We start from the raw sequence: 25,578 nt of genomic DNA, 5'->3' as shown, positions 1-25,578 counted from the left end.
CTCTTGATAATACAGCCATCCTACACACGCTCCCTTAACTTTCTTTTAGTATGAGGTTCGTGTTTTAACATGTCCACTTTTTATGCTAACTCTAAAAGCGGTGGAAATTGTAAACAGGTCCATTCATATTAATGACATCGCCGTTTTTTACCGCTGTTTCGCTATCATATGAACAAGCGGATAGCATACACGTTCCGAGAAACAGTAGTAGACACAAAAGTTTTCGCATAGTAATTCCTCCCATGGTGTCGATGACATTTCACTGTATGCGCTAAACCATCAATCTATCCCACAGCAATGCATAAAAACATTTCAGAAGGTGGTTTTTTATGTTACCTTCCGCAAGATGCCATAAACTGTTCAAAGAAAATTCGACTTAATTCTATGCTTCTTTTAGTACGATTGAGACATCGTATTTTAATAAGAAAAAAGCTTTACCTTCTTGAAGTAAAGCACTCGTTAGTTTAAGTAAATTCCTTCATAAACTTTTTTATTCACACTTGCAAATAAGGGATCTTTATAAGTGTTTTTATTTTCTATAAAACAAAGGATTATCAAATTATATTATAGAATAATGTAAAAGAGGTGTGTGTCTATTCCCATGAAAGGATAGTGTGAGTGCTAATGATAAATGAAGAATGGAAAGAAGCCTATGGTCAGTATGACATTCCAAACGAAATTCACCTTTTGCATCAATTAGAAAATGAATTAATGAACGAGGGACTATCACTTAGTCAAATTGCTTTTCAACCAATTAACCTATTCGACCCATATTCGATTACCCCTCCTGATTTGATTCCTTTTGCTAGTACTGGTGGCAATGGTATTCATTTCGGTTTTTTAACAGATTTTCATTCAGTTTCGAATTTACGCGAAGCACCAATCGTATGTGTTTCTCCCACCAATGATCCTCCACTGCGATATATGGCACGAAACATTCGAGAGTTTTTAAACTTAGTCTATTCTGTTCCTTATGCTGAAATGCTCGAAACCATGTGGAACTACAATGATGAAAAACAAGTAATTGGACTTGTGAAGGAATTCAAAAAATACACCTCTTGTGATTTGGAGGAAAATCGCAAGTATATACTAACGCGTTTCCAGCAAGTTTTTGGCACGAAGAAATTGGAAGTAGTGAGCTATTTCCATGAAGTGAAAAAAGACAGGGCTGAATCCATCCATATGACGACATTGGATGGACTTGGGGTCGTTTGTTCAAAACCATCTATACAATCAAACCAGCACTTTAATTTCCCTCCAAATCGCAATTACGATGAAGCAGAATTGGTGAAGATGCAATCTTTTTTGGGTCAATCCAATGAATTGGAAAAACTTGCATTTGTTCGTGACGCGAATTATTGGTACATCGTGACGTCAGGTTACCATGAAGCAGTCTGGGAATTGATCCTGGAATTGCTGAAATCATTGAAGCTAAAAGATGAAGTGGAACGTGTTTCTGAAAGGTGCTAAGCACATTAAGAATCGTAAATAATGAGACATTATTACCTATGATAAAAAGCCTGAGAATACTTCAGGCTTTTTACTTTAAATAAACCAAAATGGTATTTAGTTATTCAACTAAACTGCTTCTTTAGTTGAATAAAAACAATAAGGCTGCCAGAAGACAGCCTTATTTTTCTAAAATACACGTTAAAAAAAGTCTATTAACTAATTACTATTTTTGACCTTAAATTCAACCTGTGCTTTTATTTTATATTTTTTCTCTTGTTCAGTTTGCACGTTAGATATAACATAAAAATCTGCGACGCCATTTACTACATAATTTCCTTCTGGAAATTCCTGTTTCATAATTTGCCTTATAAAATCTATATAATCTTTCTTATCCTCTGAAACGTAGCTCCCACTCCCCCCCCTATATTCTTTACGAAGTGGCTCCCCTTTAATTAGTTTCGTACTTAATAATGGTTCATTCATACCGTATTCAATCACATAATTTCTCGTGGTTTCAATCATTGGAAAGTAGAATGGAGAAGCAGAATGAAAAATTTCAATTTCTTCTTTATCACCTGTGTATTCTAATTCTGCATAAATCTTTTAGGTTCATTCTTAGCGTACTCTGCTTGTTCTGTCAGAAGTCGATATACAAAATCTTCTTCTATGAACTCGGCTTTTGTTTCTAAGGGTTGGATAGCAGGCAGTTCGTTAGCAGCCTTTTCGTTATTATTTTGTTGACAGCCACATAATCCAATTGATAAAAGTATAAATGACACAATTAAACTATGTTTTTTCAATATCATCCCTCTTTCTAAATTAGACGAAGATGAAGAAGCATTCGTTTCAACGAGTTGCCTGGTAACTTGTTCAACTAAACTGCAGTTTTAGTTAAACAAGAAAAAAGCTTTACCCTTTCTTACTGGCTCCTAGTCTAAATTTAATTTAATGCTTTATCCGAGTGGTTGTATAAGTATCCGTTTCGATATCATATTTTAATTCAAATGTATCCCAAGTATCGTCTTTTAAATCTGCAATGATAATTGAGTAATATTTCGGCTCAATATGCGAGTAATTTTGCATTATAGCAGGTTCCTCGTATAAATCTCCTTCGATTATCGATTCAATCCAACTTCTAACTTGAGGATTCTCTTCTTTTGTAAGTAATGTCATAACGGATAAAACCCCTGTATTCACAGTAGTAGACGAATCTATTTTGTCGTAATCCACTGTAACAAAACTACCGATTTTGAACTGTTCCTTGTCTAGCATAGTTCCTAAATCATTCTTTAGTTGCGCATCTTCTGAAAAAGTAAAGTCTACCATGTTTACTCTAAATCCATCTTCATAGATTTCCGTAATATGACCTGAAGTAGTCCCTTCTGGGTGTGCAGCTTTCATCGCTTGATTAAGCCGTTCTTGTGCGAGTGCCTCTTCATTTGGTATTTCTTTCACCGTAAATTCATTTGTCTTACGATCAATTTCAGCTTCGTACTTCTTCCCTTGAGTTTCCCATTCATTAAAATTTAAAGTAATTGCTTGTTCCGTCAATTTTAAAATACTAATAGATAAAATATTACCTGTTTGTTGATTATTAATAAAATGTTTTAAAGAATTACTCACTTTTTTGCTCTCATCGTCATTGTGAAGTATAACCTTTGTGGCAAAACCCTGACCTGGAAAAGATGTCATAATCTTTCCATCGTCTTCAAAAGTAATTAAATCTCCAGGTCTTATTTCGTCGAATTTCAGCTCCCGATTATCTGCTGTTTTAAGCTTGGTCTCATCGCCTATTGTATAAAACGTATTTCCAATAAGAACACTGTTTTCATGTATCATTTCCACAATCGAAAATTCAGTAATATCATTAATCGTTACTTCAGAATGTCCGAGGCTAGTATTTCCACTACTACAGCCAACTAAAAAAAGCATTAATAGTAAAACTAGAATTCTTTTAGGGTAAACAGTCATATTAATCCCTCCCTTACTCCTATAGTAGACGTCTCCCGATAAACTTGGTTACAATGACTCCTTCAAAAAACTCATACATATTTCCTAAAAATTTTCCTTCGGTTGTATTATAAAAAAGAGCTCACCCGTTGTTTAAGTACATTTGTTCACAAAGTATCCTTTTACATTGGACGTAGAAGAAAAGTGAAGCTCATTTAGGATGAATACAGCCTATTGATCGCGATGTTAAATAACCCTTTTTACAAATATCGCCTCAAAAGATTGTATTATTAAACAATCTTACCTCCACGAGACCATATCACGACTGGAATTAATAATAAGGATATAATAGCTCCAACCAATGATAATGTTGGATAACTAGAAACTGATACAATGATTCCAGACATTGCCCCACCAGTAGCCCCTGCCAACGCAATCAAAACATCCACAGTACCTTGCGATTTAGCCCGTGTGGAAGTTTCAGTGGAATCAACTATCAGTGCAGTACCACTTATCAAACCAAAATTCCATCCTATTCCAAGTAAAGATAGAGCCATTACTAGTAGAATCATATTATCTCCTGGTGCCAAAGCTGCTATTAATCCTGCCAGAAGCAACGTAGTTCCAGCAGCAATAGCCATCACAGTACGCCCCAACTTATCAACAAGTATACCTGTAACCAGTGAAGGCAGATACATGGCACCTATATGAAAACCAATAACCAGTCCTACTTCTCCCAAACCATGTCCATGATGAATCATATGAACAGGTGTCATTGTCATAACAGCCACCATTACAATTTGAGTTAGGACCATAATTGTTGCACCAACGATTATTCCTCTTTTGTTTTTTGTTTGTTCAATTGTTTCCATTTGTCCATTATTACTAGGTTTTTGGTTTGTCACTTCTATCATTTTAGCTATAACGAATGGATCTGGACGAAGCATTATGAAAAGGAAAACACCTGCTAAGATATATGCTGCCGCAGCTAAAATAAATGGACCAGCAAGTGATGGAATACCAACAGAAAGAGCAAATTTCCCCATCACATTCACTAAGTTTGGTCCAGCAACTGCGCCAAAAGTTGTAAAAACCATCGTCATACTAATAGCTGTAGCTCGCTGTTTACTATTTGCTAAGTCCGTACCAGCATAACGGGCTTGTAAATTGGTTGCTGTCCCTGCACCATATATCAGCAGGGAAGCAAATAATAGGAAAATACTATTTATAATTGCTGCAATTATAACTCCTGTTGCTCCAAGTCCACCTATCATAAAACCAGTTGCCAGACCTGTCCGACGTCCAAACGCTTGTGAGAGTCTTCCAACAAATAAAGCTGCACCTGCTGACCCTAAAGTAAGTAAAGCTGAAGGAAGGCCAGCATACGCATCCGTACCCAGCATTTGTTGTGCAAGAAGTGCCCCCACTGTGACACCTGCCGCTAAACCTGCACCTCCAAAAATTTGTGAAATACTTACTACGAACAACGTACGCTTGTATAACGTTTTTTGTTTTTGTGGTGAATGAATGTAGCTTTGTAAAGAATCTATTTTGCCTTCTAAAGCTTCTTCCTTATCTTTGGGTAACATATTTAAACCTACCTTTCTATAAACCTAATTCATATCTAATAACCCTTCAACAAGATTTCATTCATCATATCACGCACAAAAAAACCACACAATTTTATAATTGTATGGCAAACAATATTAGGTAAGAACGTTAAGTAACTGTTATGGATAATCAATCCTTGCTCAAGCACTTCACACGTTAGTGGTGGCACAAATCCAACCCTTAAAGGTATCCTATTTTCCTCGTATCTAACAGATAAATCGGACTAAGGATGATTTAGACATTGGGTACTAAAGTTCGAATTTATTCTACTATCCCATTACAGCAATAATAGACTAGCATGATCTCAATAGGAGCCCTATTATTAAACAAATGAATTTGATTAATGAAAAGCAGCAAATGAAAATCTTTCTGTACTTTTATCGTTTAATGCCTGTTTCTTTACCCATTTCCTTATAAACACTATTAATCACTTTCTTTTGGTTTAAAAAGAAAAAACGATTACCTGGTTTAGTAATCGCCTTTATTCTCCGTCAACGATTTTTGCAAACTCATCTAAAGTAGTTGAATACTTGACATAAATCCGTGGTAAAAGATAGAATTCGTCTTTTATGCCCTTCTCAGAAAATAGTTCAGGAGTTGTCGCAAGTCCAAACAAATAGTATTTCTTCGTTTCTTCTACGACCTTGTTATTGAAATTTCCGTATGGATACGCAAGAGCAATGACTGGTTTGCCGGTTATTTTTTGAATTATATCTTTGGACCCTTTCAGTTCATATTCATAATTTTTTATTTTCGTCAAATATGGATGTGTAGCAGTATGGGACTGAATTGAGATGATTCCCGAATCAGACATCATTTTTAAATCCGATTTCGATAATCGGTTGGAGCGACCGATAAAGTCAGAAATAACAAACATGGTACCAGTTGGTTCAAAATGTTCGTTTTTCAGTTTTTGAAAGATTTCAAATGCATTCAGATTGTTTTTATACCCATCATCAAAGGTAATGAAAATGGGTTTGTTTACTTTATTAATGTCTTGCCATCGATCAAAAGTTAATAAAGTGTAGCCATGATCTCTTAGATAAATCATTTGTTTTTCGAAATTCTCCGGTGTTACATATAAATCCTTAGAACCATGCCCTTTAAATTCGTCAATCGAATGATATATTAAAATGGGTACTTTACGTTGAGCAAATACCTGTGATGGAAGAAATAATATAAGAATACATAGGAAAAACATTGCAACCTTTTTCATAAAACTCCTCGCTTTATATATTCTTTTTATTACTTTTCATTTTTGTTCCTCAAAAACATAAAACTATTATGATTTCATCGATATTGATTCCATATACCTGTTTGCAATTTTTTTGTTCTATTAAATCTAGTGAATATGGAAAAATCTTATTCTCCCCTACCTCTTCGCGTAAAGAAACTTCGTAAGTTATTTGTTATTATCATGTCTGAGTAATAATAAATAACTTACCGTTTCCTATAAAAAAGCAAGGACCAATTGGCCCTGCTTATTAATTGACTGTTATTTTTCCAACCATACCTTCCTGGAAATGGTACCGACAAATAAAATCATATGTACCACTTTTTATTGGTTTCACGGAAATGGTTTTTTCTGTTCCCGGTTGGACTTCGGCGTCAATTCCAAGCTTTTCCACTGTAAAGGTGTGCTTTTTCATTCCTTTGTTTTTCAATATCAACGTTGTAGTTCTTCCATTAGGAATAGTGATAACTTTCGGATTAAAGTAATTATCGTTCAACTCGACCTCAATCACTTTCTCAGACTCAATTGGCTGTGTTACGACACCTGACTCAGCAACTACACTGAGTTGGCCTGTAGTTGTCACAACCACAATCATCCCTAGCAAAACGATCAATCCTGTTAACCACTTTTTTAAAGACATTCGCATTTCCTCCTTTCCTAAGATTATCTTTTCCCATTCATCAAATATTATCACATGCATTCTTTCACAAACTTTTTATGTTTTAACATAATTATCCAGTTTGGTTTAAACTTATTTTATTCGATGTAAGTAATCATCATAATCAAAATTTTTGAATCAACTTTTACCTTTAACATAGGCAATTTATAAAAAAATTCTCGGCTATAGAATAAATAACCAAATAGTAGACAATAAATATTGTATATTGGAGGTAATATGATCATGATAATTATAAAAAAAAGTGATGATAAAATAATTTATTGTTACTGCTGCCGCAAAAGAACTTTATTTATACGTAGAGATTTGCACAATAATAGTGGTGTAGAGAGTCATTGTAGTGAATGTTCATACGTTTGGTTTGAATGGCAAAATCGAGCAGTGGAACGAGAAAAGGAAAAATGGCTAGAGTATAATGGCGGAGAAGTTAATAAACTGAAAGGTGACGAACAAGCTTATTCTAGTCGTTCTATTTGGAGCTGATCTTTGTGTATCACTAATCAATAATTTTTTGAATACTTATATTATTCCGGAAAATAATGTTATAATATAAGTAACACAAAACTTGATTAGTGACTAGAGACTTTCCGTGGTAGTCACTCCTTAGAATGGAGTACCAGGATATGTCATCTAAACATTTGAAGAATATGTTACTTTCATTGCAACAATTTCAGGATTCTAAAATCTTGATTACCATTAACGACCTTAATCATAAACCGTTATTTTCAGTGAGTTTATCCAATAGTTTATTTGAAGTTACTAATCTCAATACACACTACACAGATTCTCATGAAAGTGTAGATTCGGTAGTAGAATATATAGAAAATAATATTTATATAAATTGACCCTCGCATCTGGGTCTTTTTTTTCTTAACTTAAATGGTAATTGCGTCATCTTTCGAAATACGCATTATTTTTTAATCCACAATTCAACTTCATCGACACCAAAATTTGTATGAAAAAAAATGTAATCTGTAATCATGCTCTTTCCATCCGAAAAACTGATTTCACGAGTTCCTTTTTCATAAAACATTCTCCCTCCCGTATGGTCGAATTGTTCAGTATTCTGTTGAAGCAATTTTATAAATATTAATTCTGTGCTAAAGCTTTAGATTATTCCTTCATATAAATTAGGAGAATATAGTTTTATCAGTTAAGGTTAGGTAGAAGGAATTTTCTCTGGCTGGCTCCTTGCTCCAAGGAGATGTCATGATTGTTAAAAAAAAGCGAAATCCCTATTTTTGAAAAAGAATTTAAACGTTTGTCCATGGATTACGAACGTTGTACCGATCCATCAATCAAAAATATTATCAAACAAGATATTCTCCTTATTACTAAGGTTTTAGAAATAAAAAGATTTCTGTAAGTAGGCCAGTTAGAATTAATTCCTTCGCCTTTTGTTCCAATTATCATCATTTTCACCCAAAGTTATATAATAATGAAAACCATTTATGTTGCGTGACCAATGTGAAACATATTTTTACTAAAAGTGGTTTTTGATAACAAGAGAATTATCCATTATATTATCTAGCTAAAACATGTTATTTTTCTTCCTCTTAATAACGGCATTCTATATGAAATATTTAAATCATCTATTAAATTTGGACAAATAAAAAAGCGACCTGCTCAAATAAATGAGAAGGTCGCTTTTATAGAAGAGAAAATTTCAAATGGGAAAGTCTTAAACCCTTTAGGTACAGCGGACAGATTATACCATATGACTAAAAAGTGATGTTGGTAAAGCTTATGCTCTCCCTTAAACTAGTAGTTCATAAAACTTGCTCCCACAATAATAAGTAGGATAAACAATACTACAATCAACACGAAGTTTGATCCGTTATTACTGTATCCGCCGTTTCCACCATATTCAGACATCATATACCCCTCCTTTCATATTACTATTAATATATTATGAAATAATAATGTTATGGATAAGGTAATTTATCTTGTATTTATGAATTTAATTAGTGGATTTAAATGATTAATGAACCTTTCAACTAAGAACAACACTTACTGAGGCTTTTTCTAATCGCATGGACAGCAAAACAAAAAGCCACACTCGAATGAGCAGGTCTTGAAACACTATTTTTGTGATGCCCCTCCTGCTATTACTATCGTAATTTCCCTTATTATAGGTCTTATTGATCTGTAATACCGGCTTTTACCACTCCTTTAAATCCCTATGCAAAACCCCATCATCACACCAACGATTACTAAAATGGAGCTTCCTTAATTTCATTTTGTATCTAGTAATATGACATATATCCATCAATGAAATTTTCCTCTTGTATCTAGTTCCATCAGTTAAACACTATTCTGCTTGAAACTTACTTTTTACTACGCGACTGCTTATAAAACTTAAATTTACTAAATAACTCTTAGATACCATATTTTTATAATTGTTATTTTAAATTAATAATAGATAATTAGAATAGATAAAATCTATTTTAAAGGAAGAAAGCAATGAAACAAAATTTAATAAAATATTTTCTAATCTCGGCTTTGTTTACTACAATTTTCGCCTCTCCATTTAGTGCTAATGCTTCAGTAAATGACATACACATGTCTTATTTATATGGTGGTACTACTAGCTCCACTTTAGAAAATATAGATAGAACATTAGGTGCCATAGATACAGCTACACCAGAATTTTATAATTTAAACCCTGACGGCAGTTTAAAATCTTCTGTTGATAAAAGTTTAATAGAAGAGTTACACAAAAGAGGATTAAAAGTAGTTCCATTTATTACTAACCACTTCGATAGAAATTTAGGTCAAATTGCAATGAAGAATAGAGAAAGCTTATCTACCCAACTAGTAGATTCTGTAGTAAAAAATAATTTAGACGGAATAGATATAGATATTGAGAATTTAAACTATACAGATAAAGAAGTTTTCACAGATTTTATTCGATTATTAGATAAAAAGATGCCGAATGATAAAACAATATCCATAGCGGTTGCTGCAAATCCAAATGGATGGACGGCAGGATGGCATGGGTCATATGATTATTTGAAAATTAGTGAATATAGTGATTACTTAATGGTTATGACATATGATGAAAGTTGGAAAGGCGGTACAGTAGGTCCTGTCGCTAGTTTATCATTTGTTGAAAATTCTATAAAATCTTTATTAAATCAAGGTGTTGATCCAAAAAAAATAGTTTTAGGCCTACCTTTTTACGGTCGAATCTGGAAAGATGACGAAAAATTTGGAGGAGATGGTGTACCTAATAAATCTGTCAATAGCATAGTTAAAAGACATAAAGGAAAACTATTTTTTGATAATGTCTCCAAATCAGCTTATGCTAAATTCACTGTTAAACGCACAGACTCACCAACTTATATTGGGGGTAAAAAACTTCCAGAGGGTAATTACACCATATGGTATGAGAATGATTTATCATTAAAATATAAATTAAGATTAGTAGAGAAATACAATTTAAGAGGAACTGGGAGTTGGGATTTAAATCAGGCAGATAACGGAATATGGGATTATTATGCTTCTTGGGCGAATGGAGAGCATAATTTTATAGACTCAGAAAACCATTGGGCTGAAAAGGATATTATGTCTCTTTATAAAAAAGGTTGGATCGATGGAAAAACCGAATACAGTTTCGATCCAAATGGTGATTTAACAAGAGCACAAGCTGTCGTCATCCTTATAAACGCTATCAATTTAGACGAAACAAACGAAGCAATACCTAATTATTTTACCGATGTTCCTACTAACCATTGGGCCAAACGAGATATTGAAATTGCACATAAGTATAATATTGTTAATGGAACGAATCCACACACATTTAAACCAAATGCCAAAATTTCAAGAGCTCAATTAGCAGCAATAATATCGAGAATATTAGATTACCCTTTTAATAACATGAATGCATCTCCTTTTTATGATGTACAAAAAGAACATTGGGCATATCAAGATATTTTAAAACTAAGTAGTAAAGGTATTATTAAAGGAAAAGAAGACGGAAAATTTTATCCGAGTGAATATATTAAAAGGGCGCAAATGGCAGCAATCGTGAATCGTGCGAGTAAAGATCTAGAAAAATATCAAATTACAAAATAATCAACATAACTCTTCTCCATTGCATGCCAAGCAGCACGACACTTAATTTTTTTATCATTTTGTTTCATTTCATAGGGTCGCTGGTTCGAAACCAGTCGAGATCCGCATATAAGAAACCCTGTTGGAATCAACGTTTAAATACGCTGTTCTCGACAGGGTTTTCCCTTGTTTTTTTGTTCCTGAATTGACTTTTTGACCTTTGTAAGAAACAATCATGAATGTTTCTTACACAGATATTTTTTATGAACGTTTTCCCCTCTTACTTTATCAATAAATTCTTTGACTTTACTTAGTGAAATGGAACTTATTCGAATACTCTACAAATGTATTGATATTTATAGAAGCTGATGCCATCCAATTATGGTGTTATTATTGTACATATATGTGAATTAACTCGAATGATTGTAAAACAGGTATCGTGCAAAGATTTTCATTGAAAATGATAGGATGGTGTTTCCATGATTGGTATTGGCTATAGGACGATTAAGACTGCTTTAGGAGCAGGGCTGGCAATTTGGATTGCGAGTTTATTGGATTTGGAATTTGCAACATTTGCAGCAATTATAGTTATTATGTGTATCGAGAAAACGAAGAAAAAGACTTTAATTACAATTAAGAATAAATTCTTTGCCTCTCTTTTATCTTTGGTTCTTGGTGCTTTATTGTTTGAAGTATTAGGTTATTCTCCTATTATCTTCTCCTTATTTATTTTATTATTTGTTCCAATCCTCGTAAGATTTCACATCCAGGGTGGTTTTGTCACAAGTATGGTAGTCGTATTACATGTTTATACGGTAAAGGATGCTAACTGGGATATGTTTCTGAATGAGCTCTATATCATTTTCATCGGTATGGGAATTGCTCTTCTCGTCAATAGTTTCATGCCAAATCTCAAGAGAGATATTGAAAACTTTAAGAAGGAGATTGAACAAAAGTTTGAAATTATTCTCTTTGAATTTTCTGCTCACTTAAGGGATAGAATGCGAAACTGGGATGGGAAAGAAATACTAGAGGCAGAAGATTTGATTAATCAATCCAAAAGCATCGCTATTCAAGATGTAGAAAATCATCTGTTGCGAAAACAAAATAAAGATTATTATTATTTGGAAATGCGAGAGGATCAATTGGAGCTAATAAAACATATGATGAAAATCATTGCTATCTTCTCTTCATCCACCCAAGACGTCAAGCAGAAAGAAATGTTTGCAGAGTTCTTGGAAAATTTAAGTCGAAACGTCCATTCGGGAGATACAACGGAAATTACATTAAATCAGTTAGAAGAATTAAATGCCTCGATCCGCAAGATGGAGTTGCCGAAGACAAGAGAAGAATTTGAAGTACGAGCGAATCTATTTTATTTGATTTTTGAAATGAAAAACTACTTAAACATTAAGAAAAAAATGTTTGCAAAAAGAAGTCGATAGTGGAATTTTCCTGTGAGATAGGATATTTAGGTGTTTCAAATTTTCCCATTGATAAACTAAGAAACGGTTTCCTAATTGATTTCTAAGGAATTCAATCAGGAGAACGTTTATATTATTGATTCAAAATAGGAAAGAAAGAATATTAATGAACGGATAGAAAGACAAAAAAAGGAACCTACTTTCAAGTAAGTTCCTTAAAAAGGCTATTTATCTTAGTCTTCCCAAACACTATCCATAAGGGATTTTATCTCTTTTTTTCGTTTATCTGTTTCTTCTTTCCTCGATACCCATTTTCCATTCACCAATTCCACCACATCACTGACTTTCACATCCGAATTCACAATGTCTTTCGAGATATCTTGTGTTTCTCCATTAATCTCAATCACAACAATATTCCCTTCAAAGCGGTCAACAATTCCCTTCATGTCTACACATCCTTTTATCTTGGTGTAAAGCCTGTTTGAGCACTTGTAGTCGTACCATTATGAGAAATAGTAATGTCACCATTTACCGTGAATCCTTCAGCTGCTCGTCCAATTTTAAAGGACATTGATGCTTGACCATTTGCATTTGTAACAATTTCATAAGTAGTATCTTTTGACTTGAATGCAAGGTTCAAATGAACATTTGCTCCATTTACAGGTGCACCATTTTGGTCTTTTACCGTAACTGTCACCGTAACTTCTTCATTTTGATTTGGACTAGCGTTATCTATAGTTGCAGTAGCTTTTAAGCTACCCGGTGAACTTGATTCCGCAGGTGGTTGCGTAACTGGTACAACAACAGGAGTAGCTGTTTGAGTTTTTGCTTCAGGTGTATGAGCAAAAGCATTTTTATCTACATCCATCTCTTTACCATCTGTCTTAAAAACAATCGTTCCATCGGTATCATTCCGATAGATACTTACATGGTGATTAGCTAGTCGATCTAATACTTCGCTTGTTGGATGTCCATAGCCATTTTTCCCTACTTGAATAACTGCATATTTTGGTTGAACCGCTTGTATGAAGGCTTCACCTGAGGAATGATCACTACCATGATGACCTGTTAAAAGAACAGTGGATTGTAGTTTTTCATCTGATTGAACTAACTTATCTTCCGTCTCTATACCTATATCTCCTGTTAATAGGAAAGATTGTTCACCGAATTGCAGTCGTACAACTGCGCTAAGTTCATTTGCATCACTGTTGGTTTCTTCGATAGGAGAAATCATTTTCACTTCTACCACAGGATCCAAATCAAGTTCTAGCCCTGCTTTAGCAGTTGTCACTTTCAACCCTTTGTTTTGTATAGATTGTAATACAGATTCAAATGTTTTTGTATCCCTTTGAACCTTCGGCATATAGATTTTTCCAATATCAAAAGAACTAATCACTGCATCAATTCCGCCGATATGATCCGCATCCGGATGTGTTCCAATTAAGATATCCACTTTAGAAACACCTAATTGTTTTAAATAAGCAACCATTTCATCTTCATCGTCGTTATTCCCACCGTCAATAACCATAACCTTTTTATTCGGCGTAACTATGACTTGCGCTGCTCCTTGACCTACATCTATGAAATGTACCTCTAACTCACCCTTGAATGTCTCCTTTTTAGAAGTGTCACTCTTTGAAGGAGGAGCAACTACAACATTCGGTGTTTTTTTCTCTTCTGTCTCTTTTGACGTTTCTTCTTTCTTCGTTTCTTCTTTCTTCGTTTCTTTCTTTTCTTCTACATTTGAAGCTACTTGTTTATCGTCAGTCGGTTCAGTGATAGAAGTATCGCTCCCGAGCATTATTGCACCTACAATAAATACTACAAATGATACACCGAGAAATGCTCCACTTGCCTTCCTAGAACCTAATTTTAGGAATTTTACACTTCCCTTTACAACACCAATAAGACCTATAAAAAAGCTAATAAAAGCTAGTAACATTAAAACTAATCCAAAATTACCCATTATTTTCCACCTTTTATTCTCTATCTATCTTGCATTCTTAGTGTATCAAATAACTAGATTTGTTGCTGAACCAAAACTTCATTACTTAGGAAACTCTTTTACAAAACTTTAATTTTATTAAAAAAAAGCAAAACGGCGTTATGTCATCACTAAAATATTTTTAATAGGCTTCCTTATTTATAAAAGGACTCCCATCTAGGAAGTCCTCTGCATGCCTTTTTAGGATGATTTTACTTAATTTTAATCTCTTGTTTTAGAGTCATGGTTGTAGTCATCAACGGTATTTTCGCTCGCTTTGTTGTCCGACGTACCACCAGCAATAGCACCTGCAGCAGTACCAAATGGATCAAGAGCGGTAGCCATTGTATCCCCAGCAAAAGCACCTACACTAGTTCCTACTTCCTCATCAGTATGGATATTGGCACGTTTGCGTTTGTTAATATCAGCCATCTATTTCACTCCCTCATTTTTTATAGGAAGGTGCAATTGTTTTTGCAGCACTGTCCCGTCATATATTTTGTCCAATAGGGAAGAATTTATGAGGAGGAATCAGGGAAATATCTGTAAATTTTTACCGGTGTAATTTAACAAGCTCAATAAAAATATGTTACTTCCATTCGGAACTAAGATTACAAGTTTATGAATCTATATTTTACCTCACTGAAGCAGCCGTTTCTAGATCAAAAGTAAAAAAGCCCTACTCAATTGAGCAGGACCATGATTGGTTCACTATTTTCATTTCACTCTCAACACTTGTCCAATATAAATGGTGAAATTGGCATCAAGTCCATTCCAGTCTTTAATCTGTTGTGTTGTACTACCATATATTTGACTTAAGGAATAGACAGTATCGCCACTCACTACCGTATGATATACGGCTGTACTTTTCTGAGGAAGATTGAAACACTTAACAATTCCATTCACATGGCCTCGAGCTATAGATTCAATGAATGAAGCTGATTTCAATTTTGTAGCATCAGTTGCATTATCGATAAATCCATTTTCCGTCAATATAGCCGGCATATTGGATTCACGTAACATGTGGAAGTTCTCCTGTTTCTTCCCACGATCTGCATAATCAACAAGCTTTAAGATTTCTGCGTGAATAGTATTTTGATAAGTAGTAGTAGGGGTACTTACACCTGGATAAATGTAATCCTCATAGCCTGTCCCACCTCCTGCATTGATGTGAACTGAAAGGAGAAAGTCAGCACCCCAAGAGTTAGCTGCATTTGTACGTTGCGTTAAAGTTAGTGTTTGATCTCCAGTTCTACTCATTAATACACTTACATTGTTGTACTCAGCAATCAAAATATCTTTGATTCTAGTGCTAATTTGCAATGTTAGATTTTTCTCTTGTAACCCATTTCCAATTGCACCTGGATCTGTCCCACCATGACCTGCATCAATAAATACTTTTACCATAAAAAATCACCTCTTCTTAGTTTTTATATTGCTATAAACTTTCCGCTAAGTGATCAAGGCCATTTTCAATATTAATTTCGAGTACTTCTCACTGAATCATACCTACCAACCGCTACTTGTTTATGAATCTCCGTAATCCCACGCCTCTAATTTAAACATTGATATTTTTTCAAAACTCATGTTTTTTTCCTCCTTTATAATGTATTCATTTATAAAAGGGACAGAAAGGATGATAAATACAACCTCTGAAAAAAAATAGATTAATTCAAATTTTTAAAGTGACAGATTAGTAAGCTGCCAGAATAGGTAGAAGGCTATTATTCGTTTCACTATCCTCGCACAGTCCTTAAGTGCTCTGTGGTATATTACCTTCTAATTTTTGTTATTGATTTATAAAATCGAAGAAACCAGGTACATCTTTTATATCATTACTACGAATCTTCTTAATTATTAGTTCCAGTAAGTCTTGCTTTAGGTCATCTCGATTATGAATATTTGTTTGCAATAGGACTTTTTTTATTTTTGGCTCCAGTAGTTCGATTATTTTTATCATTTCATTATCAGACATAGGTACCTCACTTATACGATTTATTTTTATCGAATACATCTGCTAAGGAACAAATTGCATTTTCTAATGCCTCAATCTTCCTTTCAAATCTGTGTAATAAGTAAATGGTTACAGCAATTGGAAAACCAAAATTTCCAATTAATTGTACAAGAGCTTCTCCTTCAAACATTCTGAATTCACCCCATCTCTTAACTTCTTAATAGCACTTTTTCTTGTTTTATATACTGATTGCTGAGATATACCTAGTGACTTAGAGATTTCTGTATCTGTCATCTGATGAAGGTATGAGAGCGTTATAATATACTTTTGCTTTTCAGTTAGCTGGTTAAAGCTTCTAAAAAGTTCTTCACTTGTAAGATGATCCTGAAAACTTAACGAAGATGAATGGTATTCATAAAATTGATTAAAATGCTGCTCACAAATCAACTCCGCACCTCCTGATTTCGCTGTAGCTAATTGATACCTTTTATTGTGTAAGTGGAGTTTCTTATCAAAATGCATACTTTCAAAGTGTAATACTTTAATAAAATATGAAATGAGTCTATATCTTTGGTAAAAAACTCTAAAGCGTTGGTCTAATTCCATTTTAATGTCATCTGAGTTCTTCATTTGATAGTTTTCGAACAACTCTCGATTATCTGTATCATCTAAAAATGATACGATTAATTCATTTTCAATTATTTCCATAAAATAATCCTCCTTAATTTAAGGAACGTATGTTCTTTTTGTAGTAAAAAAAAGAGAACACAGTGCTCTTAATTTGTTAATGTGCCTTATATTGAGTTAAAGGGAAATTTCTTAGATAAATAACAACCTCAAAAGAATTTTATTAAATATTTATTTTTATACTAACATTATACCAATAATAAATCACGAGTCTTCTACTAGATTTCCCTATCAGATTCTTTCATTATATCGTGTTACAATTTGTTCAGCACTATTTTTCATTAAAAATTTACCTTTATAACTATTACGCCATAGCACAACGGTACTTTTCACCTCATAAGTCTGTTTCCAAGATTAGGGTGCATTTTAAAAGCTAACGTTAATATTACCGAATTTTGGTGATAGTTCACTTTCGACTAACCACTTATGATTTCTAAATTTTTCTCCTGCAATAGAAATATAATCTATCATATTTACAGTTGTATAATTAGCACCTACTTTTGTAGTTTAGCCTAACACTCCTGTGTAGAATGATTATCACCTCAAATTTATAAAAAAAAAGACTGTATGCAAACTCGTTTTTTCTAGTTTGACTACAGTCTCACCTATCCACAAAAAGGATAGAATTTTTGGATGAATCTAAAAAAACAACCATTTATTTTGTTGGTGCCAATTCACTTTCCGTTACCCATTTGTGATTAGTCACTTTTTCTCCGGTAGTAGAAGTAAAATCTACCATATACACAGTTGTTCCTTCAGCCGAATCAATTTCAGCTGTTGCTCCTTCCATTCCCTTCATATGTTCAGCTGTAAGGATTACTTCTGTACCAGGTTCTAATGGTGCAGATTGTGGTTCTCCTAATTCTTCATGAATGACCCATTTATGATTTTCTACTCGTTTTCCACCAGTTGTAGGAGTATATGAAACGGTATAAACAGTTGTATCATAGGCACCGACAATCTTGGCTTCAGCACCTTTCATACCTTCCATGTGATCTGCTTCAATAATAGCATGACTTCCTACTTTAAAAGTTGGGTTTTCCGCTACTTTTAAGCCTTCAGGAACTTCACCCGATCCAGACATGTCCATATTAGAGTGGTCCATACTATTACTTTCTTCCGTATTCATATCCATGTTCTCTTGTGTGGTAGTGTTCGATTCCTTTTCATCACCCGCACAAGCAGACATAGAAATTGCAATAGCCATCGAACCAAGACCCATCATTAATTTTTTTCTCATTGTTATCCTCCTCAATCTTCTTCTGAATTCACAACAGATATACACCTCGTTGCTTTTAAATAATCTTACAGAGAAAATATGAATTATGTAGACCAGTTACAGAATATTGAAGTGCCCTAAAAATTTCACACTCTGTAACTTGTCTTTAAATTTATTATTCCCCATCATATTGAAAAAAAACTTTTATGCATTATATAAGAGGTAGACTTCTTACTTTTTATGCAGAATTAACACAACAATTATTCCGTACAAATAAATTTTCACCAACAAAAAGAGCATTGATTCTAGTCAAATCAACGCTCTTGTAATAATCAATAATATCTTACAGTTCGAATTCGCTCGAGGGTATTAAAGTCTAGAAACACTAAAAACGACATAACTTCAGGTATATGAGTTGAAGGTGCTATGGGTATCTGCATGTTTCTCCCCCCTTAACCCTTTTAAGACAAAAGAGATTTGTACATTTCTCCAATAATACCTTAGAGTTAATGAACACCCATTTCTACATTCTTCGTGTTAAAAAACGTATAATCTTAGTTCACTCTATCTATTTTGACAAATAAAAAATCGCCTTTAAAAGACGATTGTCGTTGTATACTCTTTTAACTAAGCGCAAGTTCGTTATACAATTACCACATTGTAGTACGGCTACCTTTTTATATTAATATGCTAATTCTATGATTTTTCTGATGTGTTCTTCATTTTCTTCGATATTAACTTCCTTACTCAGGTATTTGTTCAGTCTAAGAATTTCTGGAACCATATCTACCAACTTTTTCATAATTTGATTAGTATCTCGACCACAATCCCATTTTTTCAAAAGAGATAACTGCCAAGGATTTAATTTACTTCTTTTTCCTTCAATTTTTGACCAAACACCATATGGGCTATCTAGATGTTGTTCCATCTCCATATACCAACCAGAAACAACTAACCATCGGACTCTATCTAAATTTGATATAGCATAGTATATTTCTTCTCTCATAACTGCTCGGTATGTCTCGTGTATAAAAGCAATGAGTTTTCCTCTCCAAAATATTACTTCTTCCGATGAAGGTTTATAAACTTCGTATAATGATTCATTTATGACCTTGCTAATAATGTTTTTTGGGTCGTAAAGAACTTTATATCCTTTTAACCAAATAGAAGTTACAACTTCTTCAGGCGAATGATACCAGCTATCAATTTTTATAAAGGAATCATAATGGGTAACTACAACGGGTGAAGAAGGATTAAAATCTTCGTAAAACAATACTTCTCCCCATCTTCTTGCTCTATTACGTTTGTTTTTAATATAATCTGCTTTCTTTTCAGGTGTAACAATAATATGTAAATCAATATCTGAATAATTGTCAAAGTTCCCTCTAGCCAAAGAACCCGCTAGATAAATAGCCAAAACATTAGAATCTGATGTAAAATCTTTTAACGCATTTTCCAAGAGATTGTCACGATGTTTAGGCAATGATAAATCTCTTGCTAAATGTCTACTTACAAATCCCACACATAATAATCAGCTCCTTATCTTTTTATAAAACTTACCAATTAAAGTATTCTATAAAATGATTAAAAAATCCTGCTTAAACTAAACTGCGGCTTTAGTTAATCAATGAGTCGACTTTACAAATATCTGGAAATCTACAAACTATCGCTTTTAATAGTTTAACAGACATGGGGAAAAAGGAAATTTGTGTTTTCACAAGCTGATTGAATACATAAGGCAAGCAAACAGATAATAAATTGTTTTTTAATAAAAGTTTTCCCCTTGCTAGCACATGTTGTAGTTAAAAACTAAGCTCTTAAAAAACCGCCTTCTGAGTTAATTATTTGTCCAGTAATCCATTGAGCTTCTTCACTCGCAAGGAACGATACTAATCGAGCTGCATCTTCAGGCAATCCAATTCGCCCTGATAGAAACTTAGGCGTTAAATGTTTTTTTATTTCAGCTGTCATCCAGCCTGTATCCGTAGGGCCTGGGTTTATTGCATTTACTGTAATACCTAATGGCGCTAATTCAGCCGACAAAGAAAGTGTGAAAGCTGATATAGCACCCTTAGTTGCAACATAGGCTAACTCATTAGTCATCGGTCCAAGTGCTTGTCCAGATGTCAAATTGATAATTCTGCCTCCCAATTTTTTTTGTTGCTTAAAACGACGAGCAAATTCAACACTTAGAAGAAAAGTTGCTCTCATGTTTACTGCGTAATGATCATCAAGTGTTTTAGCATCTAATTTCATATATCCATCGCTAGTCGAATGTGCTGCATTATTAACTAATATCGTCGGAATGCCCATTTGGTGAGTAACCATATCAAGAATTTTAAATGGAGCGATTGGTTGAGACAAGTCAATTTCAGTGTTACCACATCTAACACGGTATTCTTTTATTATTTCATCTTGGAAATTTACTGCCCAATTATTCTTTGATTCCCAATGGGTAAAGAAGATATCAGCCCCTTGGCTTGCTAACTTACGGCATATGGCGGTTCCAATTCCATGATCATGGCTTACCCCAGTAACTATTGCTATAGACCCCTCTAATCTCATAATTTCTCTCCTAACATACCTAACATTAAATAATTATTATTTAAACAATCCTGCCCCTTTAGTCTACTTACAGCCCTATTTTGCTAAAACAACCGTTAGTTGAAAAAGAAATATTATCTTCAAGTTCGAATTCATTGAGTTAAATAAAATTCTTCCTTTAAGATAGAGTACATTTTTAAATCGCGATGTTTCCCTTTAACAAATATACCTTTTCTAATGATCCCTTCAAAATACATTCCTGCTTTTTCCATTACTCGTGCTGAACTGATATTTTCTACATCACATCTTGCTTGAATACGAACTAAATCCATTTCTTCAAAACCGAATTTTATTATTTCCTTTGCTATTTCAGTAGTTAAACCTTTTCCCCAATAGTCTTTAGAAATAACATATCCGATTTCAGCAATTTTTTGATTTGGTTGCCACCAAACAAAATCGATAGTCCCTATAAATTTTCCATTTTCCTTGTATTCAATTCCCCATGGAGAAACCTGCTTGTTTTCATATTTATTCATTACAGATTCAACATAATCTTTTGTATCAGACATTGTTTCATGGGTATCCCAAGTTACATACTTAGATACTTCTTCATCTGAACCATATAGATGCATATCTTCAATATCTTCTATAGTGACTTTTCTAAAAATAAGACGTTCTGTTTCTAAGGTAGGTAAATCACCATATATTTTCTCAACCTTCATTTAATCACCTCCACTAATTACTGCCTAAGAAATACTACTTCTATAAAGAGGCTGTCTATTCCTCCTTATTCCTCTTGAACTAAACTGCTTTATCAGTTCAATAAAAAAAGCCTTACTCCTTCTTGAAGTAAAGCATCTGTTAGTTGAATAATGAACACTTACTTAAAAATCAGGTTTAATGACTTCTCCTGTTGAAGCATTAAAGCCAGTTGCTTGCATTTCTGTCCCATCACTATTCCAACCTACCACTAACATCATGGTAATGTTGGTCTCTGGATTTTTTATAAGCATAAAATTATAACCTTTAGCCCAGTCTTTATCAGGGTAAACATTACCCATTTTCAGTGCTTTTTTAAGTAACTCTGGTGAATCATATTTAATATCTTCTAAGGCAATAAAATCCTTTTTAGGATAAGGAGAGGTACCATCTACTGTTAAATCTATTTTCCGTTCGATTTCCCCTTTATAAATGATTACCAAAAAATTCTTATGAGTATCTGGTACTCCAAACATAATATTCCAATATTTTCTTTTCCCATTGCTTCCAATTGACTTCTCAGCCTTATCCTCTAAATCTATATTTACCGCATCTAGTAATTGTGCATTTTTATCCCATTCCAAAGCAGCAGGATATGCTAATTTAATCGCTTGTTTTATTGATAATTCTTGTTGTTCACCGACATTATATGTAGCTTCAGCTGATTCTATTAAACCAACAGATACTTTCTCAACAGCCGCAATTTTTATTATCAATAATAAGATAACAAAAACAATTTTTTTCATTTTCTTAGCCCTCTTTTTAGGGGTATTCTTTCCAAACCTTGTTCAACTATACTGCACCGTTAAAAGCTTTCTACTGCCAGCTGTTCTGCTAAAGCATTAGTTGAATTAGAACATCGACGCTTATTTAAGAATCGTGCCAGATAGATGAAGATCGTTCTGCACATCTATGCTTTCTGGAACCGAAGAAACAATCCTATTTTGCTTAGTTCTCTTTCGCTATATTTTAAAAAGTAGCTAGCTAATTAAGCCAAAGCCATTCACCACAACTAGAGCGTCTCCTCCAATCTGAATAATTGAATGATGAAAGATAAAGTTTCATTTTCCTATGTAACAAATCCAAACACAAAATCCTCTTATTCAAGTATGGTAATTAACAAATCATTTTGAATAACTCCATCTATACTGAGCACATTAAACTCTAGGAGGTGACTATACATGTCAAATAAAAGTAAACCAAACTTTAAGAAGAAAGAACCAAATTCAAGAAACGACAATCGCGAAGAATTTGCAGAAGAAATAGATTCAAATCAGACTAAAAGTAAAACCGAAAAACAAAATAATCGAAAGAATCGATAAAAAGGTAATTAACAAAATTGAAAATATAGCACGTCTTAAAAATAAGACGCATCCCTTAATGGAATGCGTCTTTATATAAACCTTAATTATGATAGGAGCATAAAGAAATTACCTATGAAAAACATTTTTCTTATTTATCAGATTTCAAGAGATCCTGGTACAATTTGAGATATTTTTGCGAAGATGATGACCAGCTATAATCCAGATTCATTGCACGATTAACCAAGTTGTTCCATTTACTAGGTTGGAAGCGATATAGTGCAACTGCTCGTTCAATCGTGTTAAGCAATTCATGGGCATTATAATTAGCAAAACTGAATCCATTACCTTCTTCGGTTATTTCGTTGTAAGGGTTAACCGTATCCTTCAGCCCTCCTGTTTCACGGACAAGCGGTAAAGTTCCGTAGCGAAGTGCTAGCAATTGTCCAATGCCACAAGGCTCAAATTGGGATGGCATAAGAAAGAGATCAGAACCGGCATAAATTTGTCGCGCCAAAGCTTCGTCAAAATAAAGGTTAGCTGACACTTCACCGGGATAAGTTTCTTCAAAATGTCTGAAAGACTCTTCATACTGCTGATCGCCTGTACCAAGTAAAACAAATTGGACATCCAAACCCATGATTTCATGAAAGACATGTAAAATTAAATCTATCCCCTTTTGGTCAACTAATCTTGTAACCATTGAAATAATAGGAATATCAGCATTAATAGGAAGCCCGAGTGTTTCTTGAAGATGCTTTTTATTGAAAGACTTCCCCTTATAATCGTCGTATGGTAGGAATAGATTTTCATCACTTTTAGGATTATAGGATTCATTATCAATACCATTCACGATTCCATGAAGAACAGCACCTCTTTTTCGTAAAAATCCATCTAGCCTTTCTCCATAATAGGGAGTCTGTATTTCGTCTGCATAGGTTGAACTTACAGTAGTTACGCAGTCAGCAAAGGCCAGTCCACCTTTTAAGTAGCTGACACCCCCATAAAACTCTAAGGCATCCATGTGAAAATAAAGCTCGCTTAAATCGAGTAAATCAGAAAGCACGGCTTTAGGATAAACACCTTGGTAGCGTAAATTATGAATGGTAAAGACAGTTTTGATGCCCTGATAATTTGGATTATTTTCATAATGTGCCTTCAAATGAACTGGTATCAATCCTGTTTGCCAATCATGACAATGGATAATGTCAGGCCGTTCCTCTAAATATGGTAAAGCCTCTAGAACGGCTCGAGAAAAGAAAGCGAAACGTTCACCATCATCTCCAAAGCCATAACTGCCATGCCTTTTAAAATAATACTCATTATCGAGAAAGTAAAATGTTATTCCCTGATACTGTAATTTTTCTATACCGCAAAATTGACGTCTCCATCCTACAGGTACTTCAATGCTTTTGAACCATTGCATCTGTTCTTTAAAATGTAATGGAAGGTCGCCATAATTGGGTAATATTACGCTGACATTTGCTCCCTTTTTATGTAAAGCTTGAGGCAAGGCACCAATAACATCACCTAGTCCCCCTGTCTTTATAAATGGGGCGCACTCTGAGGCTGCAAATAAAACATTCATGCTGATGTACCTCCAGTTTAAACTACTTCTTCTTTTCTGATTACCATCGGCTTATTTCTCGCTGTAATGATTTGATCCCTAGTAATAATTACTTGTTTATCAGTAATCACATTTTCTACATGTGCTCCCTCTTCAATATCACCCTTTTGCATAATGATACTGTTTTTAACTACCGCACCTTTTTTAACTTTTACTCCTCGGAAAATAATACTATTTTCGACGGTTCCTTCAATAATACATCCATTGGCAATTAAAGAATTAGACACCTTTGAAGAATTTGTGAATTCGGCAGGTGCTTCATGTTTAATTTTTGTGAAAACTTCCCATGAATCATAAAAAAAGGTTTGAAGAATTTCTGGGTTAAGAAATTCCATATTACTAGCATGATATGTTTCTAGTGAATGAATAAATGGCATATAACCTGTGAACTGATATCCTCGCACTTTTAGATTTGTCAAATTTGCTTTAACAATATCTTTCAAAAAATCATATTCATCATACTCTATACAATTCTTAATTAATTCTATTAATAGTTGTTTTTTAATAACATATGTTTCCAAACATACATGGTCACCTATCTTAGGTGACATATAAAGGTTTATATCACGGACTTCACCGTTTGTATCAAGTGAACATTGATGATAAATTGGTCTTTTCACTTGTACACCATCATAATCCTTATACAAAACTGTAATATCGGCTTCACTACTTTCGTGTTCTTTGATCACATCGTTAAAGTCAATTTTACAAATATGATGACCTGGAGCAATAATTACAGTATCTGCAGTTGCACGTTGAAAAAATTCTAAATGATCATAGAACTGTTGTAAATCTCCTTTTATTTTTTCATCAGGATGAATCGAAGGAAGTATGAAAAGACCTTGAGAACGATGATCCAAATCCCATTCCTTTCCAGATCCTAGATGATCCATTAAGGAACGATATTTATCTTTTGTGAAAATAGCTACTTTACTTATTGAAACGTTCATAAAGTTTGACATGGTGAAATCAATCATCCGATAGCGACCGCCGAATGGGATAGATGCTAAGCAACGATGATGAGTTAATTCTTTTAATATAGGTCTTTCATTTACTAGATTAATAACCCCAAGTACATTCTTCATATAAGCTACCTCCTA

General features: G+C 33.8%; 28 protein-coding genes. 6 read left to right on the top strand and 22 right to left on the bottom strand.

Annotation, left to right across the window (positions count from 1 at the left end; translation table 11 throughout):
• Positions 1-91: 91 nt before the first annotated feature.
• Entirely contained in the window at positions 92-229 is a 138-nt protein-coding gene (locus tag BLR36_RS18695) for a hypothetical protein (RefSeq protein ID WP_175453951.1), read from the bottom strand.
• A gap of 389 nt (positions 230-618) precedes the next feature.
• On the opposite strand from BLR36_RS18695, the gene BLR36_RS03135 reads away from it, so the two are divergent.
• Positions 619-1,470 (top strand): hypothetical protein, encoded by an 852-nt coding sequence (locus tag BLR36_RS03135; RefSeq protein WP_093060251.1) that lies wholly within the window; start codon positions 619-621, stop codon positions 1,468-1,470.
• 198 nt (positions 1,471-1,668) lie between these two features.
• On the opposite strand, the gene BLR36_RS03130 is transcribed toward BLR36_RS03135, so the two are convergent.
• The 6 genes from BLR36_RS03130 to BLR36_RS03105 all read right to left on the bottom strand — a co-directional run bounded on the left by BLR36_RS03130 (position 1,669) and on the right by BLR36_RS03105 (position 6,887).
• Positions 1,669-1,950: a hypothetical protein gene (locus BLR36_RS03130; protein ID WP_093060250.1), complete on the bottom strand. Its 282-nt coding sequence runs from the start codon at positions 1,948-1,950 to the stop codon at positions 1,669-1,671.
• An 86-nt stretch (positions 1,951-2,036) separates the two neighbouring features.
• Positions 2,037-2,252 (bottom strand): hypothetical protein, encoded by a 216-nt coding sequence (locus tag BLR36_RS03125; protein ID WP_093060249.1) that lies wholly within the window; start codon positions 2,250-2,252, stop codon positions 2,037-2,039.
• A 145-nt stretch (positions 2,253-2,397) separates the two neighbouring features.
• Positions 2,398-3,423: a hypothetical protein gene (locus tag BLR36_RS03120; protein ID WP_093060248.1), complete on the bottom strand. Its 1,026-nt coding sequence runs from the start codon at positions 3,421-3,423 to the stop codon at positions 2,398-2,400.
• Positions 3,424-3,692: 269 nt separating this feature from the next.
• The gene (locus BLR36_RS03115; RefSeq protein ID WP_093060247.1) at positions 3,693-4,991 is read right to left on the bottom strand and encodes an MFS transporter; all 1,299 of its coding nucleotides are present in this window, start codon (positions 4,989-4,991) and stop codon (positions 3,693-3,695) included.
• A gap of 503 nt (positions 4,992-5,494) precedes the next feature.
• Positions 5,495-6,229 carry a polysaccharide deacetylase family protein gene (locus BLR36_RS03110; protein ID WP_093060246.1) on the bottom strand — a complete coding sequence of 245 codons (735 nt, stop codon included), beginning with the start codon at positions 6,227-6,229 and terminating at the stop codon, positions 5,495-5,497.
• Positions 6,230-6,497: 268 nt separating this feature from the next.
• Positions 6,498-6,887: a cupredoxin domain-containing protein gene (locus tag BLR36_RS03105; RefSeq protein ID WP_093060245.1), complete on the bottom strand. Its 390-nt coding sequence runs from the start codon at positions 6,885-6,887 to the stop codon at positions 6,498-6,500.
• Positions 6,888-7,148: 261 nt separating this feature from the next.
• Between BLR36_RS03105 and BLR36_RS03100 the strand changes: the two genes are divergently transcribed.
• Together BLR36_RS03100 and BLR36_RS18690 are read left to right on the top strand one after the other, a co-directional pair.
• Positions 7,149-7,406 carry a hypothetical protein gene (locus tag BLR36_RS03100; protein WP_093060244.1) on the top strand — a complete coding sequence of 86 codons (258 nt, stop codon included), beginning with the start codon at positions 7,149-7,151 and terminating at the stop codon, positions 7,404-7,406.
• Between the two features lie 730 nt (positions 7,407-8,136).
• Positions 8,137-8,289, top strand: coding sequence for a hypothetical protein (locus BLR36_RS18690; RefSeq protein ID WP_175453921.1), 153 nt, complete (start codon positions 8,137-8,139; stop codon positions 8,287-8,289).
• 395 nt (positions 8,290-8,684) lie between these two features.
• On the opposite strand, the gene BLR36_RS03090 is transcribed toward BLR36_RS18690, so the two are convergent.
• The gene (locus BLR36_RS03090; RefSeq protein ID WP_139185058.1) at positions 8,685-8,798 is read right to left on the bottom strand and encodes a YjcZ family sporulation protein; all 114 of its coding nucleotides are present in this window, start codon (positions 8,796-8,798) and stop codon (positions 8,685-8,687) included.
• A gap of 588 nt (positions 8,799-9,386) precedes the next feature.
• Here BLR36_RS03090 and BLR36_RS03085 point away from each other — a divergent pair.
• A complete protein-coding gene (locus BLR36_RS03085; RefSeq protein ID WP_093060241.1) occupies positions 9,387-11,000 on the top strand; it encodes a glycosyl hydrolase family 18 protein in 1,614 nt (537 codons plus the stop codon).
• Between the two features lie 458 nt (positions 11,001-11,458).
• Positions 11,459-12,424 carry an aromatic acid exporter family protein gene (locus BLR36_RS03080; RefSeq protein ID WP_093060240.1) on the top strand — a complete coding sequence of 322 codons (966 nt, stop codon included), beginning with the start codon at positions 11,459-11,461 and terminating at the stop codon, positions 12,422-12,424.
• 212 nt (positions 12,425-12,636) lie between these two features.
• On the opposite strand, the gene BLR36_RS03075 is transcribed toward BLR36_RS03080, so the two are convergent.
• The 12 genes from BLR36_RS03075 to BLR36_RS03020 all read right to left on the bottom strand — a co-directional run bounded on the left by BLR36_RS03075 (position 12,637) and on the right by BLR36_RS03020 (position 22,296).
• Complete coding sequence (locus BLR36_RS03075; RefSeq protein ID WP_093060239.1) at positions 12,637-12,849, bottom strand: DUF3006 domain-containing protein; 213 nt, start codon at positions 12,847-12,849, stop codon at positions 12,637-12,639.
• A 14-nt stretch (positions 12,850-12,863) separates the two neighbouring features.
• On the bottom strand, positions 12,864-14,369 hold the full coding sequence (locus tag BLR36_RS03070) for an MBL fold metallo-hydrolase (protein ID WP_093060238.1): 1,506 nt from the start codon (positions 14,367-14,369) through the stop codon (positions 12,864-12,866).
• A gap of 240 nt (positions 14,370-14,609) precedes the next feature.
• On the bottom strand, positions 14,610-14,819 hold the full coding sequence (locus BLR36_RS03065; RefSeq protein ID WP_093060237.1) for a hypothetical protein: 210 nt from the start codon (positions 14,817-14,819) through the stop codon (positions 14,610-14,612).
• A gap of 285 nt (positions 14,820-15,104) precedes the next feature.
• Positions 15,105-15,794, bottom strand: a complete 690-nt coding sequence (locus BLR36_RS03060; RefSeq protein ID WP_093060236.1) for an N-acetylmuramoyl-L-alanine amidase family protein — start codon at positions 15,792-15,794, stop codon at positions 15,105-15,107.
• 382 nt (positions 15,795-16,176) lie between these two features.
• A complete protein-coding gene (locus BLR36_RS03055; protein WP_093060235.1) occupies positions 16,177-16,362 on the bottom strand; it encodes a hypothetical protein in 186 nt (61 codons plus the stop codon).
• Positions 16,363-16,369: 7 nt separating this feature from the next.
• Positions 16,370-16,531: a YvrJ family protein gene (locus tag BLR36_RS03050; RefSeq protein WP_093060234.1), complete on the bottom strand. Its 162-nt coding sequence runs from the start codon at positions 16,529-16,531 to the stop codon at positions 16,370-16,372.
• On the bottom strand, positions 16,501-17,049 hold the full coding sequence (locus tag BLR36_RS03045) for a sigma-70 family RNA polymerase sigma factor (RefSeq protein ID WP_093060233.1): 549 nt from the start codon (positions 17,047-17,049) through the stop codon (positions 16,501-16,503). Before BLR36_RS03045 ends, BLR36_RS03050 begins: the two co-directional genes overlap by 31 nt.
• 634 nt (positions 17,050-17,683) lie before the next feature.
• Complete coding sequence (locus BLR36_RS03040) at positions 17,684-18,268, bottom strand: YdhK family protein (RefSeq protein ID WP_371326690.1); 585 nt, start codon at positions 18,266-18,268, stop codon at positions 17,684-17,686.
• 661 nt (positions 18,269-18,929) lie between these two features.
• Positions 18,930-19,769 (bottom strand): nucleotidyltransferase domain-containing protein, encoded by an 840-nt coding sequence (locus tag BLR36_RS03035; RefSeq protein WP_093060232.1) that lies wholly within the window; start codon positions 19,767-19,769, stop codon positions 18,930-18,932.
• Positions 19,770-20,056: 287 nt separating this feature from the next.
• Positions 20,057-20,815 (bottom strand): SDR family oxidoreductase, encoded by a 759-nt coding sequence (locus BLR36_RS03030; protein WP_371326691.1) that lies wholly within the window; start codon positions 20,813-20,815, stop codon positions 20,057-20,059.
• 128 nt (positions 20,816-20,943) lie between these two features.
• The gene (locus BLR36_RS03025) at positions 20,944-21,513 is read right to left on the bottom strand and encodes a GNAT family N-acetyltransferase (protein WP_093060230.1); all 570 of its coding nucleotides are present in this window, start codon (positions 21,511-21,513) and stop codon (positions 20,944-20,946) included.
• A gap of 162 nt (positions 21,514-21,675) precedes the next feature.
• Entirely contained in the window at positions 21,676-22,296 is a 621-nt protein-coding gene (locus tag BLR36_RS03020) for a hypothetical protein (RefSeq protein WP_093060229.1), read from the bottom strand.
• A 435-nt stretch (positions 22,297-22,731) separates the two neighbouring features.
• Here BLR36_RS03020 and BLR36_RS18685 point away from each other — a divergent pair, with 435 nt between their 5' ends.
• Positions 22,732-22,872: a hypothetical protein gene (locus BLR36_RS18685; RefSeq protein ID WP_175453950.1), complete on the top strand. Its 141-nt coding sequence runs from the start codon at positions 22,732-22,734 to the stop codon at positions 22,870-22,872.
• 130 nt (positions 22,873-23,002) lie between these two features.
• On the opposite strand, the gene glgA is transcribed toward BLR36_RS18685, so the two are convergent.
• Entirely contained in the window at positions 23,003-24,439 is a 1,437-nt protein-coding gene (gene glgA / locus BLR36_RS03015) for a glycogen synthase GlgA (RefSeq protein ID WP_093060228.1), read from the bottom strand.
• A gap of 17 nt (positions 24,440-24,456) precedes the next feature.
• On the bottom strand, positions 24,457-25,563 hold the full coding sequence (gene glgD / locus BLR36_RS03010) for a glucose-1-phosphate adenylyltransferase subunit GlgD (protein WP_093060227.1): 1,107 nt from the start codon (positions 25,561-25,563) through the stop codon (positions 24,457-24,459).
• Positions 25,564-25,578 lie beyond the last annotated feature (15 nt).

This window comes from Psychrobacillus sp. OK028, assembly GCF_900103605.1.
GTDB lineage: Bacteria > Bacillota > Bacilli > Bacillales_A > Planococcaceae > Psychrobacillus.
The sequence above is the reverse complement of the archived record's forward strand: the minus strand, read 5'-3'. Positions and strand labels throughout refer to the sequence as shown.

Bases quoted from the DNA above. Each gene is read 5' to 3' on its own strand.
- BLR36_RS03100 (WP_093060244.1), top strand. From the start codon at position 7,149: ATGATAATTATAAAAAAAAGTGATGATAAAATAATTTATTGTTACTGC.
- BLR36_RS03055 (WP_093060235.1), bottom strand. From the start codon at position 16,362: ATGTCTGATAATGAAATGATAAAAATAATCGAACTACTGGAGCCAAAA.
- BLR36_RS03020 (WP_093060229.1), bottom strand. From the start codon at position 22,296: ATGAAAAAAATTGTTTTTGTTATCTTATTATTGATAATAAAAATTGCG.
- BLR36_RS03025 (WP_093060230.1), bottom strand. From the start codon at position 21,513: ATGAAGGTTGAGAAAATATATGGTGATTTACCTACCTTAGAAACAGAA.
- glgA (WP_093060228.1), bottom strand. From the start codon at position 24,439: ATGAATGTTTTATTTGCAGCCTCAGAGTGCGCCCCATTTATAAAGACA.
- BLR36_RS03110 (WP_093060246.1), bottom strand. From the start codon at position 6,229: ATGAAAAAGGTTGCAATGTTTTTCCTATGTATTCTTATATTATTTCTT.
- BLR36_RS03120 (WP_093060248.1), bottom strand. From the start codon at position 3,423: ATGACTGTTTACCCTAAAAGAATTCTAGTTTTACTATTAATGCTTTTT.
- glgD (WP_093060227.1), bottom strand. From the start codon at position 25,563: ATGAAGAATGTACTTGGGGTTATTAATCTAGTAAATGAAAGACCTATA.
- BLR36_RS03050 (WP_093060234.1), bottom strand. From the start codon at position 16,531: ATGTTTGAAGGAGAAGCTCTTGTACAATTAATTGGAAATTTTGGTTTT.
- BLR36_RS03080 (WP_093060240.1), top strand. From the start codon at position 11,459: ATGATTGGTATTGGCTATAGGACGATTAAGACTGCTTTAGGAGCAGGG.
- BLR36_RS18695 (WP_175453951.1), bottom strand. From the start codon at position 229: ATGCGAAAACTTTTGTGTCTACTACTGTTTCTCGGAACGTGTATGCTA.
- BLR36_RS03070 (WP_093060238.1), bottom strand. From the start codon at position 14,369: ATGGGTAATTTTGGATTAGTTTTAATGTTACTAGCTTTTATTAGCTTT.
- BLR36_RS03065 (WP_093060237.1), bottom strand. From the start codon at position 14,819: ATGGCTGATATTAACAAACGCAAACGTGCCAATATCCATACTGATGAG.
- BLR36_RS18685 (WP_175453950.1), top strand. From the start codon at position 22,732: ATGTCAAATAAAAGTAAACCAAACTTTAAGAAGAAAGAACCAAATTCA.
- BLR36_RS03060 (WP_093060236.1), bottom strand. From the start codon at position 15,794: ATGGTAAAAGTATTTATTGATGCAGGTCATGGTGGGACAGATCCAGGT.
- BLR36_RS03075 (WP_093060239.1), bottom strand. From the start codon at position 12,849: ATGAAGGGAATTGTTGACCGCTTTGAAGGGAATATTGTTGTGATTGAG.
- BLR36_RS03105 (WP_093060245.1), bottom strand. From the start codon at position 6,887: ATGTCTTTAAAAAAGTGGTTAACAGGATTGATCGTTTTGCTAGGGATG.
- BLR36_RS03090 (WP_139185058.1), bottom strand. From the start codon at position 8,798: ATGTCTGAATATGGTGGAAACGGCGGATACAGTAATAACGGATCAAAC.
- BLR36_RS03115 (WP_093060247.1), bottom strand. From the start codon at position 4,991: ATGTTACCCAAAGATAAGGAAGAAGCTTTAGAAGGCAAAATAGATTCT.
- BLR36_RS03040 (WP_371326690.1), bottom strand. From the start codon at position 18,268: ATGAGAAAAAAATTAATGATGGGTCTTGGTTCGATGGCTATTGCAATT.
- BLR36_RS03045 (WP_093060233.1), bottom strand. From the start codon at position 17,049: ATGGAAATAATTGAAAATGAATTAATCGTATCATTTTTAGATGATACA.
- BLR36_RS03085 (WP_093060241.1), top strand. From the start codon at position 9,387: ATGAAACAAAATTTAATAAAATATTTTCTAATCTCGGCTTTGTTTACT.